The organism is Sphingobacterium zeae (genome assembly GCF_030818895.1).
GTDB classification, from domain to species: domain Bacteria; phylum Bacteroidota; class Bacteroidia; order Sphingobacteriales; family Sphingobacteriaceae; genus Sphingobacterium; species Sphingobacterium zeae.
Window position 1 is genome coordinate 1,881,566 of the sequence record NZ_JAUTBA010000001.1, and the last position, 18,616, is coordinate 1,900,181.

Sequence of the window (18,616 nt, forward strand, 5' to 3'; positions counted from 1 at the left end):
TAACGGTAATAAAATTCATTGAAGTCTTATGCCATTTCTAAGTAGTATCAGCAGCTTTATATTATAGCGCATGATAATGTATACGAAGATTAAGATTACAAAATATTGGGTTTAGCATTATTTATTGTTTTAGTTTGTTTTTGAACTTAAAAAAGTGTTTTTTAAATTTATTTAAACAATAATGGTATATTTATGGTCTATTTAGATTGAGCCGTGATCATGCCAGCGAATGATTCGTTCACTATAGGCTGTAAATCGAGTTGAGTAATAAATGGATGTTATTGCAAATTGATTAGAGGGTGTGGGCATTGATTAAGCCGTATCTGAGGTAAATAAGTTGAGTAATGAAAGAGATTTAAATAAATAGATATGAATATTAATAACTATTTTATCATGCTGTTTTGTATGTTGTTTGGATTTACAGCATATGGACAAAATAATAAATATCAATTGTCAAGTCACATTTTGGATATTGCTAAAGGAAGTCCCGCACCAAATGTCAAAGTTGATTTGGAAAGACTGATGCCGAATAAGGAATGGATTACTATAGCCAGTGAAGAAACGGATAGTAATGGTCGTATCGGTAATTTTTTAGTCGTTGGAAAGGGTGATAATAAAGGGATATATAAACTTAAGTTCTATACAGAAAACTATTTTATCAGTCAAAAGCTGGAAACCTTTTATCCTTTTATTGAAGTCATTTTTGAGATAAAAGACGATAAACATTACCATGTTCCAATCACTGTAAGTCCATTTGGATATTCTACATATAGAGGTAGCTAGGTGAAATGAAAGCGACTTTTTGATCTCAAATTATTCATTCTAGCGTGCAGTTAGATCCTAAATTATTAGACCATGAAGAAACTATTTGATGAGCTCGCTTATGAAGTAAGCAAAAGAACGACCGAAAAATATAGTACCAGCTTTTCACTCGGTATCTTGGCACTAAAACCGTGCATTCGCAATAGTATTTATGCAATCTACGGCTATGTGCGGCTCGCAGATGAAATAGTAGATAGTTTTCACGGTTATGATAAAAAGCGCCTTTTAGCACGCTTATATGCCGATACAAACTGTGCTTTAGAAGAGAAAATTTCGTTAAATCCCATATTGCAATCTTTTCAGGAAACTGTGCACAGGTATGCGGTAGATCCTGAACTGATTCGTCAATTTCTTCATAGTATGGAAATGGATCTGACCAAGATCGATTACAATGCCGAACGCTATAGAGAATATATCTATGGTTCGGCAGAAGTTGTGGGACTCATGTGCTTACAAGTTTTTACGGAGGGAGATAGCGCGCAGTATGAAGAGTTAAAACCTTATGCGATGAAACTCGGATCTGCATTTCAGAAAATAAATTTTTTACGTGATCTTAAACAGGATTATCATATTCTTGGACGAACGTATTTTCCCAATTTGGATATGACAGTTTTTGATAATGCGATCAAAAGTCAGATTGAGCATGAAATTCACAGTGAATTTAAGGAAGCGCTTTTGGGAATAAAAAAACTGCCTGCATCTTCAAAGTTTGGGGTTTATTTAGCTTATAAATATTATCTATCACTTTTTGCCAAGATTCGTAGAAAATCTTCAAAAGAAATTTTAGAAAATCGGATTCGGATACCGAATTTTCAAAAAGGCTTGGTTGCAGTAAAGAGTTATTTACGGTACAAAATGGCGTATTTATAAATTGAAGTATAAATTTCGAGGCAGAAAGTCACTTGTCTCTTCTCTAAAATTACAGAACTATGGATAGAAATCATGTTATCCTTGTAGATGAAAGCGATCAACAACTCGGTCAGATGGATAAGCTGGCTGCTCATAAAGAAGGACTATTGCACCGTGCTTTTTCAATATTTATTTTTAACAGTAGCGGACAACTCCTGCTGCAACAACGGGCGTTGGATAAATATCATGGGGGCGGCCTTTGGACAAACACATGTTGCTCGCATCCCCAGATTGGCGAGGATGTCCTAGATAGTGCTCAAGAGAGGCTTTTTTTTGAAATGGGCATTACTTGTGAATTAAGTTTTTCTTTTTCCTTTATCTATCATGCTAAAGTGGAAAATAATTTGATTGAGCATGAGTATGATCATGTGTTCATAGGATGTATCGATACTGATCCAATACCTAATCCATCAGAGGCCGCTGATTTTAAATGGTGGTCGATTGAGCAAATTTTAATGGATATTTCTGTTCATCCCACACGTTATACATATTGGTTCAAAGCCGCGCTTCCGCAGGTAATACAGAAGGTTAAACGAGCTAGCATATGAAAAAGATCTTGATCGCAGGAGGTACTGGTTTTGTAGGTGGTTATCTCGTTTCCCACCTCACAGACCTTGGTTATGAGGTACACGTCTTAACACGTCAGTCTCTCGCTGAACCTGAGGAGAGCGGAGCAAAGTTTTTTAAGTGGGATTTGGAAAAGAGCTACATCGATCTTAAAGCTTTCGAGGGAGTGGATACCATTATTAATTTAACAGGTGAAAATATCAGCGCCGGGAGATGGACGTCTAAACGGCGTTTGGAGCTGATCGAAAGCCGGGTGTTGTCACTGAATTTAATTTACAAATACATCGAGCATCATGCTATTGCGATTGATAAAATCATTTCATCATCGGCAGTTGGCTATTACGGTGCACGTACAACCAATACAATATTTTCGGAAGATGCTAATAGCGGAAGTGATTTTTTGGCAGACATCTGTAAGTTATGGGAGAAGGCAGCAAGGCAGTTTGAAAGCCTAGGCGTCAAAACTGTTATATTGCGAAAGGGTATTGTCGTGGGTAAAGCGGGAGGGATGTATGCTAAGCTTTCACCGTTGGCAAGACTTGGTATTAATGTGTCAGTGGGCGACGGAAAGCAATACCTTCCTTGGATCGATATCCGTGATTTGGGGCGTTTATACGAGTTTATACTCCATCAAGAGGATCTCCGAGGTGTTTATAATGCTGTTGCTCCTCAACATATTACTATGAATGATTTTTCTTATTCCCTCCTCAAATCATTTGATAAAACAAGCTTTTTACCTAATGTACCTGCCTTTATGTTAAAGCTATTGTATGGCGAAATGGCGGCTATGCTACTGCAGGGGTCGCGCGTCAGTGACGAGAAAATTAGGGGTGTGGGGTTTAACTTTTATTATGACACGATAGAAGCGTCACTGCAGCGTGATGATGAATGATTCGAAGATGGTATAAGCTGACTTTAAAACTTTTTCGTTTTATTTGCTTCATATGTGGTTATTCGTTCACATGATTTTATATATATGATGCTTTACAAAAATTATGCAACCTCCGTACTGAAAGATCTAAAGACCGCCATAGATGAGCAGATCGCAGATTTTGTTGAGCTGGTCAAATTTCCAAAGAACACCTTATTATTATCACCCGGACAGCGAAATTTGTATTATTATGTGGTGGAGACCGGAATCTTAGTGAACTATTATATGAGAGACACGGAAGAAGTTGTTACAAGCTTCACCTTTCCTGGAGATATTGTAGCGGATTTTAGAACAGCCGTGTTTAAAGTCAAAAGTACCGACTATATTAAGGCACTTAGCCCCGTGACGGTTTATCGTATTTCTGTAGCTGATTTTGATATGTTGAAAAAAGACAATACTATTTTATTAGCGTTGGAGAGAAAACTAATTATTGCCTACACACTTCTTTTAGATGAACGTTTACGATTTATTCAGCATACAACAGCTTTGGAACGATATCAATTTTTGATGGATCATTATCCACAGTTAATTTCTACCGTCAGTACCCGATATATCGCATCTTATATCGGCGTTAAAGTGGAAACCTTGAGCAGGATTCGCGGCAAAATTTAGACGCAATTTATAGGTGCGTCTGTCTACTGATTTTATTGACAATTGTCATGTTTATTGGTGTTTTAATTTCAGTTTTTTGTATTTATGGAAAACAAGAAAGTAAATAAGACAGATGCTGCCCGCGTGGTAGATGTTATATGTAGTTCATTTGTAGATGATCCTTGCTTTAAGTGGATGAAAAAAAAAAAAACTTTGAAAAAAAGATTTATTTTCTCGCAAATTATATCGTAGAAGAAACATTGATTAATGGCGAGATATTTATTGATCCAACCAGAAATGCTGTAGCATTGTGGCAATCTCAAAACAAAACGCGTCTAACAGCGGCACAACTATTTAGAAATCTTAAGTTCTTACTTTATATGGGGCCTTCGACAGTTTTCCGTTCACTCAAGCTGTTGAAACTTAAGGATGCGCACATAAGCGATCAAAAACCATATTTATATTTGGCATGTATCGGTGTAATGCCTTCGCGACAGGGGAAAGGCTTGGCAAAAGGATTATTGGATCCTGTTTTGACTGAGGCCGAAAATTCTGGAAAAGATGTCTATCTGGAAACTGCTAATCCATTGAATGTAAGAATTTATAGGAAAAAAGGTTTTGAGATTATTGACGAAGTGGCGTTATCCGATATCAGAATGACGTTTATGGTAAGGCGCAGTTCAACTATGGATAAGACCAAGAGTGTCATTAAAGATTAGTAAAGGGCTGAAAGTTTCATTGAAATCCCCATACAGCTCTGTATAAACAACCAGTAAAATTAGCAGCTATTGGAAAAATAAAAAAATAAATTTTCCTACCCTGCTTCTGAGTAAAATACTGCTCACTAAATGCTGTTAAGACGTATAAATGGCCTTTTACCAGGTTTTGTATAGGTAGGGAAGTCAAAACAATATCTATTTTAGCTTGTTTTTAAGGGTAAAATATACTGTGCTTCTATGAATAAAGACAATAAAATTGAAGACTTAACTCAACTCAACGAAGACCTGGAAAATTATTTTAGCAATACCATCGTCCCACAATTATTTGTGGATGCGGACTTAATATTAAGGAAGTTTACTCCGCCAGCGATGAAGCAATTTGATCTTAAGCCAGAGTTCATAGGAATGTCCCTTGAAAATGTAAGGGGAAATTTTCGATTTCCGACTTTTATCAATAATATAAATACCGTTATGGCAACTGGTAAAATCCTGGAGAAAGAGATACAGACAACAGATTTAAGGTGGTATCAGATGAATATACTTCCTTATCATGTTCGTAAAGAGAACCGGACAAACGGTGTGATTATTACATTTGTCGATATTACTCCGAGGGTGAAAGATCTTAAGGAACAAGAACGGCTCGTTTTGGAGCATGAGTTGCTGCTAGATACGCTAGCCCATGATATCAAAAATCCATTATTAGTACTCAACCTTACATTTGGGTTAATGAAGGAAGTAAAGGATAAAAATTCCCAGAAATTCCTGCCTTTAATGCAAAATCACGAAAAAAGCTTGATAGAGATAAAAAAAATAATTCACGATCTGACCGAAAGTCGTTGGGAAAAGCAAAAGTATCAGGCATCATCTGAATTGGTCGATCTTCCTAGTATTTTAGAAGACGTACGTTTGAGTTTAGCACAGCAGCTTATAGAAACCGATGCGATTATTCGTGATGATTTAGCTGTTTCGGAATTTAATTTCGTAAGGCGTAAGCTGCGTAGCGTGCTCTATAATTTAATCCATAATGCGGTGAAATATACCCCAGAGACACGCCCTCCGGAAATTCTAGTGAGATCATTCATCGCGGGTGACTATATTGTTGTGTCTGTCAAGGATAATGGGATCGGTATGGGAGCTGAGGATAAGCAAACAATTTTTGAGAAATTTACGCGGGCTACCAAATTGGTTGATGGATCCGGAGTAGGGCTCTATCTGGTAAATACTATTGTCAAGCAAGCGGGTGGAAAGATAGACTTAATCAGTGAACCTGGACAAGGGACTGAAGTAAAGATCTTTTTAAAGCAAAGTTAGTTTAAATTGTTTACAATTGAGACTATTTACTTATAGCACCTTCGACAATGCGATAATTCCTTCTTCCAAATCTTTTTCAGATAGTGATCCATAACCTAACCGGATGCCTGTTACCGGCTTATCGAGGCTATAAGTATTGGGTAGAATGATTTGAATTCCGACGCTGTCTAATTTCCCAGCAACATACGACCAATCCACGTCCTTATTCGGAACTATCCAAAATGCTAAACCACCTTCGGGGAAGGTAAATGTTGCTTTGTCGGCGAAATGTTTGTTTAACAGACCCGCCATAAAATCCCTCTTAGTTCTGTAATAATGACTTGCCTTTTTGATATGACGCTTAATCGTACCATCCTTGATAAGTTGTAACACTGCCTGCTCCATAATACCATCTCCCTGAACATCAATTATTTTTCGCAGGCTGCCCGCATTTTTGATTAAGCCAGTGTTATTGCTTACCAGATAGCCAATACGCAATGCTGGGGCTACTACCTTGCTTAGCGTACCGATATATACATAGTTTTTTAGTTCTGAAAAACCTGACAACGGCAATAGCGGACGGTATCCGAAGTGAAACTCATTGTCATAATCATCTTCAATAATAGTAAAACCATAGGTGTTGGAAAGCTGTATTAATTCCAATCTTCTCTTTAAACTCAGGGTTGCCGTCGTCGGATATTGATGGTGCGGCGTTACGTAAATAGCCTTTATTTTTTTATAAGATTTCAGATAGTGACTCACCTCTTCCATGATTAGACCGTTGCGATCTACATTAACTGGCAACAGCGTGGCCCCCGCATGTTCAAATGCTTCCCATGCGGGTTTGTAACCAGGGTTTTCTATCATCACATAGTCGCCTTTAGTAAAAAGACATTGTGAAGTGAGATACATCGCCATTTGACTTCCTCTTGTGATGCAGATATGATGTTCGTTTACCTGCATCCCCCTTTGATGATTGAGCATTTGAACAATTGTTTTACGAAATTCAAAATCTCCAAATTCATTGCCATAGCCCATCATCTGCCACTTAGCTTTTTGGTTGAAAATTTGACGATAAGCGCGAGCTAGCTCACTAATAGGAGCAATTTTAGTATCCGGATGCCCATCATCAAACCGTAAATGATAATGCTGGTTTGCAGTACGCTGTATAGTTCCAGTTAACTTATCACTACTGTGCCCATCTTTAAAATTAGGCAATGTATCAGCGACAAATGTACCCTTTCGTTCCTTAGAAACAAGCCAGCCTTCAATCAGCAGTACATTCAGCGCTTCTACAACCGTATTCCTATTGACTTTTAATAGTTGTGCCAAGTTTCTGCTTCCGGGTAAAGCATCACCAGGATGTAATCGTCCCGAATGAATATCTTTTATTAGAGCATCGGCAATTTGTAGGTAAACAGCCTTACGCAATTTCTCATCTAATTGTATTTCAAACTTCCAATCGCGTAACATCTGGACTATCAATTTTTGTAAAAACTGCATCATTAATACAGTCCAAAGATACAATACTTTTGTCATGCAATAGTGCAAAAAACAAATAATAATTTCAGTAATGGCAAAATTAGAAACAGCTGCAGAACTAAAGAAGTCTATTCATGAAGAGCAAAAACAATTCAGTTCAAAAGATTTTCATCAAACATTTGCCCGGCCAACATATGTAAAGCCATCACATGTTATCCATAAAAATGTTGAGAACGCTGGGGTACATAATCAATTTTCGGAGGAAAGAAAGCATCCGGTATTCTTTGTGGATCTGCCAAGTAAGAATGTGAGTATGACTATCGGTGGTTTACTGTCTGGACAGAAAACGCATTTACATCGCCACACCTATGAGACCGTTTTGTATGTGCTCGAAGGTAAGGGTTGGACAAAAGTGGAAGATGAAATTGTGGAATGGGAAGCAGGTGATGCGGTCTACATTCCGTCGTGGGCGTGGCATCAGCACCAAAATCTGAGCGATAGCCAACCAGCAAAGTATATTGCCTGCGAAAATGCGCCACAACTTCAAAACCTCGGAGTAGCACTCCGTGAAGAAGAAGGAAGAGATTTTTAATTTTTAAATGAGATTTACACAATGAGCACAGTACCATTTAAAGGTGTGATTGCCTATCCCATTACACCATTTGACAACAACGAGCACATCGATATTCCCTTGTTTAAAAAGCAGGTAGAGCGATTAGTGACAGCTGGAGTACACGGTATTGCTCCCTTGGGGAGTACTGGCGTTATGCCTTATCTGAATGATGGTGAAAAAGAAGCCATTACGGAAGCTACGATGCAACAGGTGGCAGGCAGATTGCCTACACTGGTAGGGGTTTCAAATCTTACAACGGAGCGAACCGTTTATCATGCAAGATTTGCCGAAAAAGCAGGAGCAACAGCGGTAATGATTATTCCAATGAGCTATTGGAAACTTACCGATGACGAAATTGTAAAGCACTACGACAAAGTGGCGTCCAAAATTTCTATCCCTATTATGGCATATAACAATCCGGCTACGGGCGGCGTGGATATGTCGCCTACATTGTTGAAACGTCTACTGGAGATTCCAAACGTCACGATGATTAAGGAGAGCACTGGAGATATTCAGCGAATGCATTATTTGAGAAAGGTATTGGGCGAAGAAGTCGCTTTTTTCAATGGTTCGAATCCGCTGGCTTTGGCCGCTTTTTCTGCAGGTGCACGGGGTTGGTGTACCGCTGCGCCTAATCTGATACCTGAACTGAACATAGCGCTTTATGACGCCATTGAGAAAAATCATCTAGACCGGGCGAGAAGGGTTTTCTACCAGCAGATTGAGCTGCTGAAATTTATTGTCGCCAAAGGTTTACCACGCTCCATAAAGGCAGGTCTGGATTTGCTCGAAGTAGGTGGCGGTGGATTTAAAAGCCCTATTCAGTCCCTCGATGAAATGGAAATAGCAGAACTGGCTGGCATACTTTCAGCTATGGAAAACGAAGTTTATCAAAGTTAAAGCTTGCTGGTGTACAACCTCTTTTCAGCATTGTTACCGGCTAATGCAAATGTAAGTCTTGTAAAAGCCCGGGAGCCTATTCAGAGCTTTCGGGCTTTATATGTTCAAATCTGATTATAAACAGCGTACAATAACGTCAAAAGCAGACGAGTAATTCATGTAAAGCCCCGGATAGCCCATTCAATACAATTAGGATCAATGTAAGATCGAAAGCTGTAACCAATTTTAAGCACTGGAACACCAGTTTTTTAATAAACTGTACCACTAGGCCCAGCTCACTATCATCTATTTTTGTACCATCAATAAAAATCATAAAAAATGGAGTTTAATATTAAAAAAGTAGGTCTCAACGAATTAGACGAAACCGCAGAACTATTTAACCTTTACCGGATTTTTTACCGCCAGAACGAAGACTACCAGCAATGTAGAGAGTTTGTGCGGGAACGAATGATTCACGATCAATCCACTATTTTTGTGGTATATGCAAATGATAAAGCTGTTGGTTTTGTACAGCTATACAAATTGTACCATTATATTAAACTGGCGAAGCAATATTTGTTGAGTGATCTGTTTGTGCATCCTGATTATCGCGGACACGGTTTATCGGTAGTATTAATAAACCAAGCAAAACAATGGTGCGTCGATACGGAAGCCTGCGGATTGATGCTTGAAACTGAAAAGACAAACGATATAGGTAATAAGCTCTATCCACGTTGCGGTTTCGAATACGATGGCAATCATAACTATTATTACTGGTGGAAGTAAAAAAATACAACAGCAGTACATACTAGTATTAATGGGTTGGCAATGAGGGTTTTTGTTGTAAAACAGTTCGCTCAAGTACCGTTAAATTTCAGCCAAAAGTTCCACTTTTAGAAAAGGCTAAAAAGGAGTAGAATGCAGTAGCTTTCTACTCCTTTCTTTGTTATTAAGGCTGTTTGTGTTCGATGTGATCCTGCTTGCTATCCGGAAAAATCTACTGTTTAGCTCCTATTTCAAATGGTATAACAGGATTCCCTATTTCATTCCAAACGATTCGGAATTAAGTGATGAGCGTGATTCGCACTATTGTTCAGAAAATTAGTTTTCGGATCAGCAACCAAAAATGTAGTTAACGAATAACACGGTTGCTTGGGAAAAAAAGAATAATATAGGCAAAACCGTTTTAGTTTTTAGTACATTTGCATATAACCATCTTAGATAGTCCTTATGCAAGTTAAACGATAAAGGGGGAACGGCAATATGATGAAATATTCGTGCTTCACGTAGTTATCTTGTATGGCGCTCACTAATTTATGAGCCTTACTAGTTTATACCATAACTTTTAAGATTGGAAATAGATAACCAAATACAATAAACGTTTAGCAATATTTGCTATCGAGGAAAGGGTAAAACTTGACCATGGATACACAAAAATACGACTACGCTGAAGAGAAGTCTGTCTTGATCTCCCTTCGTTCCGGCTGCCAGCGTGCTTTCCGGCAGGTCTACAGTATGTATAGTGGGCGTATTTATCTCAACATCCGTAAGATGGTCAAGTCTGAAGAAGATGCAGTCGAACTGTTACAGGAAGTATTTATTAAAGTATGGGATAAGCGGGAGTTGATTGATCCCGAGCAGCCTTTTCGATCTTATCTATTCCAGATCGCTAAATATACTGTCTATAATTTTATCCGACGAAATAACCTCGAAAAACAAGTTCAGGCCTATCTCAGCCTTCACAATACAGCCTTATACAGTCACGTCGAAGAGGAACTCTATGAAAAGCAGTATGAAGAATGGCTGTCACAGACCATTGACCAGCTGCCGCCGCAACGCAAACTGATCTACAAGCTTTGTAAAATTGAGGGCAAAACCTACGCCGAAGTAAGCGACTTATTGAGTATATCGACTTCTACAATTAACGACCATATCGTAAAAGCTACGAAATATATAAAAGAGAAACATGGGATCCTGGATAAATCCACATTGCTCATTATTTCATTTTTACTTCTCCAACAGCATTAACGCATAAAATTTTCATTGCACAGAAAAAAAGTAAAATAAATTTGCAGACAGAGCAGATGATCTATACCGCTGAAGTGTATTAGCTGAAAAGAGAGTAACCAATTGTGGAAAAGAAAACACTTCAATATACGCTAAGGCAGTATATACAGGGGAAACTTAGCGAAGAAAATTCCCGTGCGTTTTTGTCCTATGTAAAATCAGGCAAGGATAAAATATTACTTCAAGAACTCATTCAGGAGGTTTTGGAAGATCCCATCGATCAACATCTGTTGGATGATCCAACCTTATTGGCTGTACTGGATAATACCTGGGACCAATTGCATCTTCAGATCAATAAACCGAAAACAAGATCGCTGTGGGATTGGAAACGTATCGGCGCAATCGCAGCGGCTATTATTGGACTGTTTTTTATTGGTCGCTGGTTTTTTGCCGTTGAACATAAAAGCGTAGCTCCGCAAGCTGCACAAAATGTAATATCGCCGGGAAAACAATCCGCCACCTTAACGCTGGCCAACGGCAAGCAGATTCGTCTACATGAAGCACAGAATGGTCGGCTTTTGGAACAATCGGGCATAAGAATCTCTAAAACAACGGATGGCCAACTGATTTACGAGGTCAGCGGTAAGACGCAAGGCGATAGCGAACATAATACCTTATCGACAACCAAAGGAGAAACCTATCGGATTAAACTACCTGATGGTACACTGGTATGGCTCAATGCGGCCTCTTCGCTCAGCTATCCCGTTAGTTTTGCCAATCAGAAAGACAGAACTGTCGCACTGACCGGTGAAGCTTATTTTGAGGTAGCGAAGGATGCCAAACAGCCCTTTATTGTTCAGGCAGCAGATCAGCAGGTCAAAGTGCTCGGTACTCATTTCAATGTAAACAGTTATGCCGACGAATCGGCGGTACAGACTACTCTTCTTGAGGGTCGTGTGCAGGTCAGTTCCCATAATCAAAAATTGCTATTAGCGCCGGGAGAGCAGTCGAGCCTTACAGCGCATGGGGTGCTAAAATCCCATCCAATAGATACAGCTCCGGTTATTGCCTGGACAAACAACGAATTTATGTTTGACGAAGATGATATCGAAAGCGTGATGCGCAAGGTTGCACGCTGGTATAATGTCGAGGTCATCTATCAGGGTAAAAAAACAACCGAGAAATTTGGTGGCGGAATATCGCGTTTTGATGATGTTCAAAAAGTCTTAAGCCTGCTCGAAAAAACGGGTGCCGTACATTTCAGAATAGACGGAAAAAAAATACATGTACTTCCGTAATGATCCTGTAAATAATTAATTACACAATAACCTAAATAAACGAACCGATGAACAAAAAACGACAAAACGAATAGCCACAAAGGTGGGGGTATAAAAAAGCAACCAAGATCCTGAAGGGACTCGGTTGCCGTTAGGGACAATTAAATTTAACTATCCAATCTGCAGTATGTTTCTGTTTTGGACGACTCGAATACACTGCAAATAAACCTTACAAATGTATCAAAATTATATCAGAAAAAAGGAGATAGCGTATCTGCTATTCCGTAAACTATGGCTTATTATGCGATTGACAACCATAATTATCTTGGTTACTTTTATGCAGGTTAGCGCTACCACCTTTGCACAAAAGGTAACATTAGAATACTCCAACATGAGCCTTAAGAAAATATTTAGGGAACTCAAATCCCAGACGGGATATAATTTTCTGTACACGGAACGGCAGATGGTAAACGCGAAGTCTGTTGACATAAAAGTTAGGGACCGTCAATTGTCGGATGTATTGGACCAGATTTTTAAAGATCAGCCATTGTCTTACCAGTTGGATAATAAGACTGTGGTCATTTATGATAAGCCAAAAGCTTCTATAAAGTCCGCACCGATGGCGTTTACGATGACCCCAAATCAGGTTCCTGTAAAAGGACGGGTGACCAATGACCGTGGCGAACCGCTCGCAAATGTCTCTGTGCGGGTCAAAGATAATGAATCTATAGGTACTACCACCAATGGTGATGGTCTATTTACGCTCACAAACCTTTCGCCCAAAGCGACCCTGATATTCTCCTCTGTTGGTTATGATGCATTGACCGGGGAACTGTCCTCCCTGCGGACCGATGGATCGGGGCAGCTCAATGTAATCATGAAAAATAGCAACAGTCAGCTCGAAGAAGTTATCGTAATCGGCTATGGTACCACGACACGTCAGCGTGTTGTCGGCGCCGTTGATCAGATCAGTGCGAAGACTTTTGAAAACCGACCTGTAGGCAATGTAACGCAAGCTCTTCAGGGAGCCTCGCCCAGCTTGACCATCCAACAGAAAAGCATGGACCCCAACGATAATTCGATGAATATCAATATTCGTGGGATATCTACCATAAACAGTAATGCACCGCTGGTGGTGATCGATGGAATTATTACAGAAGGTGGAACGCTCAATAAGATCAATCCGGATGATATCGAAACGGTGTCGGTATTGAAAGACGCAGGTTCTACGGCGATATACGGTTCAAGGTCTGCCAATGGCGTTATTTTGGTAACCACCAAAAGAGGACGCCAAAATCAGCGGCCTGCAGTGACTGTCGGCACACAGTGGGGCGTGCAAGAACCCAAAATTTTATTTTCACCGGTTGCAGGATATGAAAATGCGACCCTTCGTAATCTTGCGCTGACCAACTCAGGAATGGATCCTCAGTTTTCACCAGCGGCTATCGCAGACTTATATGCCCATCAGGATATCGAGCGGTGGAACTTGCCGGAAATCATGAAGAACTCTTTCCAGCAAAAATATAATATCAGTGTGGCCGGGGGCGGCGATAAAAGTTCCTATTTGTTTTCAGGCGGCTTCTACAATCAGCCCAGCAACTTTGTCGGACAGGACTTTGGCATTAAGCGGTACAATTTGCGGAGCAACCTCAGTACAGAGATAGGCCGTTTTAAACTGACCTCAATCTTAGCCTATACACGCAACAACAACATGAGCAATACGGCCGGAAGTGCCATTATCAATGCTTCCAGACTTCCGCCTTATTACTACTATCGCATGCAGGCTGACAATGGAAAATATCTTGTCAACAATGCACTGACAGATCAAAATCCTTTGGCTGAACTGAATGAAGGCGGCTATATCAAAAACGATAACGACTATTTTAATATCAACCTGAATCTCGAAGCAAAACTCTTCGAAGGTTTAAAACTGCGTGGTATCTTCGGAGCGGACATCTATGCCGATCACCGTTCTATCCGTAGAATCCAGGTGCCATTATATTCCAGTCCGGACGCCACGCAACCTCAGGTCTACGTCAATTCAGACCGTAATACGGAAGATTTTAACGAAAAAGCTTCCTTACTGAACTTTCAGCTGCTCCTGGATTATGACCGGACTTTTGGCAGTCATCATGTATCAGGTCTATTTGGAGCATCCAACGAATCCTATACACGCCGACAAAACGAACTGAAAATGAAATTTACTGATCCTATCCTCGGTACACCTACCACAGGAACAGTTATTGACCCTGTGAGTGCCCGTGTAACACCAAATGGGACACTGCAAAATAGTATCAATTCGATCTTCGGTCGTGCCGGATACGACTTTGCAAGTAAGTATTTTGCCGAATTTAGCTTTCGCTACGATGGCTCCTCTAAGTTTTCGAAAGCTAATCGCTGGGGCTTCTTTCCTTCGGGATCCCTCGGATGGCGGGCATCCGACGAAGTATTTATGAATTGGTATAAACAACATGTCGGTAGCCTAAAAATCCGATCTACCTATGGTGTTCTTGGCAATCAGGCCGTAGACGACTACGCGTATTATTTTACCTATGAATCCTATCAGAACAGTTATGGATTTAACAACAAACCTGTTTCTGCTGCAGGATTTAATTATGCCAGTCTGGATCTACGCTGGGAGAAAACCTATAATTTCAATGTTGGGTTGGACGCCACCTTTTTTCATGATAAATTGACGGCCAGTTTCGATTATTTTAAAAAGCGTACGGTTGATATATTGATGTCGCCACAAATACCTTCCACATTCGGAACCTCCCTAAAGAATCAGAATTTAGGTGAGATGAACAATGAGGGCTGGGAAATCAATCTTAGCTACCGTGCTACAACAGGCGATTTCCAACACACGATCAATGCGAATATGGGCGATAGTCACAATAAGATTATTGCGATGCCCGGCGATGACCGTATTTCGACAGTCGATAACATTACTAAATTGACGCGTGTTGGGCTACCTTATAATTCCTATTATGGGTACAAGATGGCCGGATTCTTCCAAAATATAACGGATATTGAAACTTCGGCCTTACCGAGCGGTATTGCTGCAGCAGATCTGCGTCCCGGCGATGTAAAGTATGTGGATCGGAATAACGATGGAATTATCGATGCACGGGACCGCTTTGTGTTGGGCAACGGTTTCCCGAGGTTTACATTTGGGCTGACCTATAACCTGAATTATAAAGATTTTGATTTTAGTATGTTCTGGCAGGGGGTAGGCAAGCGCGATATGATGATCCGCGGAGAATTGATCGAACCATTTCATCAGAATTATTCCTATACCATTTATCAGCATCAACTCGATTACTGGACACCGACTAATATTGATGGACGCTGGCCACGATTGACTGCAAATGGATCAACAGCGTCGACCAACAATTTTGGGAAAGATTCTGATCTCTATCTTTTCAACGGGAAATATGCCCGATTGAAAAATATACAGGTAGGTTATTCGCTGCCAAAAGAACTAGTGTCGAAATTGGGATTGCAGCGCGTTCGCTTTTTTATCAATGCCCAAAACTTGCTGACTTTGAGCAAAAACTCCTGGATAGATCCCGAATCCTCCGAATTTGATTCTAACATGGGTGGTTCGGCCAATAGTGCCCGCAATTATCCGACGTTGAAATACTATGGCGGTGGATTAAATATTCAATTCTAACCTTTTATGTAATGAAACTATATAAGATACTTGTAGGAGGCTTGAGTTTAATGGCAATTCTCCAATTAACATCCTGTAATAAGTTGGATACGCTGCCAACAGACCGCTTTACCGATGAAAATTTTTGGGACTACGCAGACAATGCCGAAAAAATCGTCAATATGGCCTATAATCAGCTGTATTCAGCAGATCGTATGTGGAATGATGAAGCCCTGAGTGATAATATTTTTGAGGGGCGCTCAAACACAGACCAGCGTGCAATCCGTAATGGAACTGCCGATCCGACACTGGGCCGCTTTGGGGCAGAGTGGTCCGATCTCTACGGCGGTATTAAGACCTGCCATGTCTATCTAGAGAATGTGGAGCGTGTACCCGGAATGGACCCGGCACTCAAAAAACGCCGTACTGCCGAGGTGCGCTTTATACGTGCATTTCTCTATTTTAGACTTGTTAATTTCTATGGCGCTGTGCCTTTCTTCACGAAAGATATCTCACTGGAAGAGTCCAAGGCTCTCCCACGGACAGAAAAAGCGACTATTATGGCATTTATCCATCAGGAGTTGGATCAATGCATGGCCGATCTACCGAACAAAGATGCTTTACCGGCAGACGACCGCGGCCGGATTACCAAGGGCGCCGCTTCAGCCTTTCAAGCCCGGGCCTACCTGTATGAAAGTAATTGGAATAAAGTAATAGAGTACTGTGAAAATCTGATGAAAAAACAAACGGAATTTGGAACTTACGCATTATTCCGCAGTTATCCCGAGTTGTTTACTGCAGCCAATGAATATAATGCAGAGGTTATTCTGGATTATGCTTATGTACCTCTTTTAAAAACCTGGAATAAGTTATATGATGCAGCACCGATCTCTGCACAGGCACGTTTGAACGGTTATGCACCATTACAAAGTCTGGTTGATAATTATTTGACACTGGGCGGAAATACCATTGCAACGGATCCGCAATATAACGACAGTAATCCCTATGTCAACCGCGATCCACGCATGGCCGCAACCATCGTCTTTCATGGCGGACAATGGACTGATTTTGACGGTACAACACGCAAGATCTTTATCAAACCCGGCTCGGGCACAACCGACAAGGAACGCCTCGACGAATATCAGGGGGCCAGTGCCAACGCTTCCGCGACAGGTTATTACGTAAAGAAATACTACGATGTAACAGCAACGGTAAAATATGATGCCGGATTGAACATCATCATGTTCAGGTACGCCGATATCTTATTGATGTATGCAGAAGCAAAAGAAGCACTGGGACAACTGAATGCCGCAGTATGGGACATGACGATCAGACCTATTCGTCGGCGGGCAGGTTTTGAAGCATCAAAAGCGCTGGACTTCCCGACGACCGGGGACTTAAAAACAATGGTCCGAAATGAGCGGAGAAGCGAGCTCGCACTTGAGGGATTGCGTTACTATGATATCATGCGCTGGAAGGCGGGTAAAACTTATTTGGACGGCCAGGTATTGGGCGCTAAATATGGTGGTAACAATAGTAATATCAAACTGGATATTCGTCGATTTGATGAAAGTAGAGACTATCTCTGGTCGATACCACGAACCCAGATCGATCTAAATAAAAATTTATTGCCTAACAATCAGGGCTACTCAAACTAAATTAATTAAAAAACAAGCGCAAACGGCGCATTAAAAAAATGCACGTTTCGAACCATAAATAATGATAAAGACATGAAATGGTATTTTAAAGTTATAGCAATGGTCGCATTGGCTGCGAGCATCGTTTCCTGTAAAAAAAACGATATGAAATACGCTGACGCAGAGGTGTCTGCTGTTGAGAACCTATATGCCCCTGCAGATGGAAAAGCTGTCAAATTATTAAGTTCCAGCTCCGCAGCGCTGTATTTTGAGTGGGAGTCGGCCTTGGTGGCCGACGGTGGGGCAGCTCAATATGAAGTTGTCTTTGACAAGTCCGGCGGCGATTTTAGCAAGCCTCTATATACAGTCACCTCGGATAATAATGGAAACTCAAACGGCGCCAATATCAGTCACAAAATATTGAATCAGGTAGCAACAAAAGCGGGGATCAACCCTGGTGAGAGCGGCGATGTAATCTGGTCAGTCTATGCTATCCGTGGAATGAAACGGGTGTTGAGCAAAGCTAAGAAGGTATTGAACATCAAAACACTGGAAGGCTTTGCGGAAATCCCGGATGAATTATTTATCACTGGAGAGGCAACTGAGGGTGGGACGGATGTTGCCGCATCTTTACCTTTTAAATTGGTGGGGAATGGTGAATATGAGATCTTTACAAAATTGGAAGCCGGAAAAAAATATATTTTTACGGATCGCAAGTCTGCTGAGGGACGTATTTTCTATTCGGAAGATCAAACCAAAATAAAAGAAGGTGAAACCGGAAGTAACAGCATTGCTAAGACGGCAGTATATCGTATTCGAATTGATTTCAATGTTGCAGCAGTGACCTACACCGAGATCAAAAACGTGGGCGTTTATTTCTCGCCATCCGGAGCTGTGGTGTTGGATCTACCTTATCAAGGGAAGGGAATTTGGTCTGCTACAGGTATCATCAATTTTAAACAGGAAAGTTGGGGCCGCGACCAACGGTATAAATTCCAAATGGAAACCGTCAAGGCCGGAAAGGCTGAAACCTTACAGCTGGGAACTCAAAACGGTACGGACAGTCCTCCAAATAGTTCATCAGCTCCTTCTTATTATTTCGTTCGCATATTGCCCAATCTCTCGCAATGGGACGATAAATGGAAATTTGCGGATGCCGTAGACGGCCATCCAACAAAAATAGCGATGATTTTACAAGGCGACAAAGACTATACGCATACTGTAGTACCAAATTAAAGGA

The 18,616-nt window shown here is 40.7% G+C and carries 16 protein-coding genes; 15 read left to right on the forward strand and 1 reads right to left on the reverse strand.

From position 1 onward, the window contains the following. Window positions 1-369: 369 nt before the first annotated feature. The 7 genes from uraH (at window position 370) to QE382_RS07850 (ending at window position 5,850) form a co-directional block, all read left to right on the forward strand. Entirely contained in the window at window positions 370-783 is a 414-nt protein-coding gene (uraH, locus tag QE382_RS07820; protein ID WP_307185380.1) for a hydroxyisourate hydrolase, read from the forward strand. Between the two features lie 72 nt (window positions 784-855). Continuing rightward, entirely contained in the window at window positions 856-1,692 is an 837-nt protein-coding gene (locus QE382_RS07825) for a phytoene/squalene synthase family protein (RefSeq protein WP_307185381.1), read from the forward strand. A 59-nt stretch (window positions 1,693-1,751) separates the two neighbouring features. Then, window positions 1,752-2,279, forward strand: a complete 528-nt coding sequence (idi, locus tag QE382_RS07830) for an isopentenyl-diphosphate Delta-isomerase (protein ID WP_307185382.1) — start codon at window positions 1,752-1,754, stop codon at window positions 2,277-2,279. Beyond that, window positions 2,276-3,190 (forward strand): TIGR01777 family oxidoreductase, encoded by a 915-nt coding sequence (locus QE382_RS07835; protein WP_307185383.1) that lies wholly within the window; start codon window positions 2,276-2,278, stop codon window positions 3,188-3,190. Before idi ends, QE382_RS07835 begins: the two co-directional genes overlap by 4 nt. An 84-nt stretch (window positions 3,191-3,274) precedes the next feature. Further along, entirely contained in the window at window positions 3,275-3,841 is a 567-nt protein-coding gene (locus QE382_RS07840) for a Crp/Fnr family transcriptional regulator (RefSeq protein ID WP_307185384.1), read from the forward strand. A gap of 170 nt (window positions 3,842-4,011) precedes the next feature. Then, window positions 4,012-4,539, forward strand: coding sequence for a GNAT family N-acetyltransferase (locus QE382_RS07845; protein ID WP_307185385.1), 528 nt, complete (start codon window positions 4,012-4,014; stop codon window positions 4,537-4,539). 237 nt (window positions 4,540-4,776) lie between these two features. Beyond that, window positions 4,777-5,850, forward strand: coding sequence for a sensor histidine kinase (locus QE382_RS07850; RefSeq protein ID WP_307185386.1), 1,074 nt, complete (start codon window positions 4,777-4,779; stop codon window positions 5,848-5,850). A 30-nt stretch (window positions 5,851-5,880) separates the two neighbouring features. Here the strand turns inward: QE382_RS07850 and pdxR are convergent, their stop codons facing one another. Beyond that, a complete protein-coding gene (gene pdxR / locus QE382_RS07855) occupies window positions 5,881-7,302 on the reverse strand; it encodes a MocR-like pyridoxine biosynthesis transcription factor PdxR (protein ID WP_307185387.1) in 1,422 nt (473 codons plus the stop codon). 100 nt (window positions 7,303-7,402) lie between these two features. Here pdxR and QE382_RS07860 point away from each other — a divergent pair, with 100 nt between their 5' ends. The 8 genes from QE382_RS07860 to QE382_RS07895 all read left to right on the forward strand — a co-directional run bounded on the left by QE382_RS07860 (window position 7,403) and on the right by QE382_RS07895 (window position 18,612). Beyond that, window positions 7,403-7,903: a cupin domain-containing protein gene (locus tag QE382_RS07860; RefSeq protein WP_307185388.1), complete on the forward strand. Its 501-nt coding sequence runs from the start codon at window positions 7,403-7,405 to the stop codon at window positions 7,901-7,903. Window positions 7,904-7,924: 21 nt separating this feature from the next. Then, the gene (locus tag QE382_RS07865; protein WP_307185389.1) at window positions 7,925-8,824 is read left to right on the forward strand and encodes a dihydrodipicolinate synthase family protein; all 900 of its coding nucleotides are present in this window, start codon (window positions 7,925-7,927) and stop codon (window positions 8,822-8,824) included. A gap of 318 nt (window positions 8,825-9,142) precedes the next feature. Next, window positions 9,143-9,589, forward strand: coding sequence for a GNAT family N-acetyltransferase (locus tag QE382_RS07870; RefSeq protein WP_307185390.1), 447 nt, complete (start codon window positions 9,143-9,145; stop codon window positions 9,587-9,589). Window positions 9,590-10,225: 636 nt separating this feature from the next. Next, a complete protein-coding gene (locus QE382_RS07875) occupies window positions 10,226-10,831 on the forward strand; it encodes an RNA polymerase sigma factor (protein ID WP_307185391.1) in 606 nt (201 codons plus the stop codon). Between the two features lie 104 nt (window positions 10,832-10,935). After that, window positions 10,936-12,108: a FecR family protein gene (locus tag QE382_RS07880; protein ID WP_307185392.1), complete on the forward strand. Its 1,173-nt coding sequence runs from the start codon at window positions 10,936-10,938 to the stop codon at window positions 12,106-12,108. A 214-nt stretch (window positions 12,109-12,322) separates the two neighbouring features. Continuing rightward, entirely contained in the window at window positions 12,323-15,760 is a 3,438-nt protein-coding gene (locus QE382_RS07885) for a TonB-dependent receptor (protein WP_307185393.1), read from the forward strand. Between the two features lie 11 nt (window positions 15,761-15,771). Beyond that, entirely contained in the window at window positions 15,772-17,397 is a 1,626-nt protein-coding gene (locus QE382_RS07890; protein WP_307185394.1) for a RagB/SusD family nutrient uptake outer membrane protein, read from the forward strand. A gap of 72 nt (window positions 17,398-17,469) precedes the next feature. Continuing rightward, entirely contained in the window at window positions 17,470-18,612 is a 1,143-nt protein-coding gene (locus tag QE382_RS07895; protein ID WP_307185395.1) for a SusE domain-containing protein, read from the forward strand. The last annotated feature ends 4 nt before the right edge of the window (window positions 18,613-18,616 follow it).

Coding starts and splice junctions, on each gene's coding strand:
- QE382_RS07895 (WP_307185395.1), top strand. CDS start 17,470: ATGAAATGGTATTTTAAAGTTATAGCAATGGTCGCATTGGCTGCGAGC.
- QE382_RS07860 (WP_307185388.1), top strand. CDS start 7,403: ATGGCAAAATTAGAAACAGCTGCAGAACTAAAGAAGTCTATTCATGAA.
- uraH (WP_307185380.1), top strand. CDS start 370: ATGAATATTAATAACTATTTTATCATGCTGTTTTGTATGTTGTTTGGA.
- QE382_RS07885 (WP_307185393.1), top strand. CDS start 12,323: ATGTATCAAAATTATATCAGAAAAAAGGAGATAGCGTATCTGCTATTC.
- idi (WP_307185382.1), top strand. CDS start 1,752: ATGGATAGAAATCATGTTATCCTTGTAGATGAAAGCGATCAACAACTC.
- QE382_RS07835 (WP_307185383.1), top strand. CDS start 2,276: ATGAAAAAGATCTTGATCGCAGGAGGTACTGGTTTTGTAGGTGGTTAT.
- QE382_RS07870 (WP_307185390.1), top strand. CDS start 9,143: ATGGAGTTTAATATTAAAAAAGTAGGTCTCAACGAATTAGACGAAACC.
- QE382_RS07850 (WP_307185386.1), top strand. CDS start 4,777: ATGAATAAAGACAATAAAATTGAAGACTTAACTCAACTCAACGAAGAC.
- pdxR (WP_307185387.1), bottom strand. CDS start 7,302: ATGTTACGCGATTGGAAGTTTGAAATACAATTAGATGAGAAATTGCGT.
- QE382_RS07865 (WP_307185389.1), top strand. CDS start 7,925: ATGAGCACAGTACCATTTAAAGGTGTGATTGCCTATCCCATTACACCA.
- QE382_RS07890 (WP_307185394.1), top strand. CDS start 15,772: ATGAAACTATATAAGATACTTGTAGGAGGCTTGAGTTTAATGGCAATT.
- QE382_RS07825 (WP_307185381.1), top strand. CDS start 856: ATGAAGAAACTATTTGATGAGCTCGCTTATGAAGTAAGCAAAAGAACG.
- QE382_RS07875 (WP_307185391.1), top strand. CDS start 10,226: ATGGATACACAAAAATACGACTACGCTGAAGAGAAGTCTGTCTTGATC.
- QE382_RS07840 (WP_307185384.1), top strand. CDS start 3,275: ATGATGCTTTACAAAAATTATGCAACCTCCGTACTGAAAGATCTAAAG.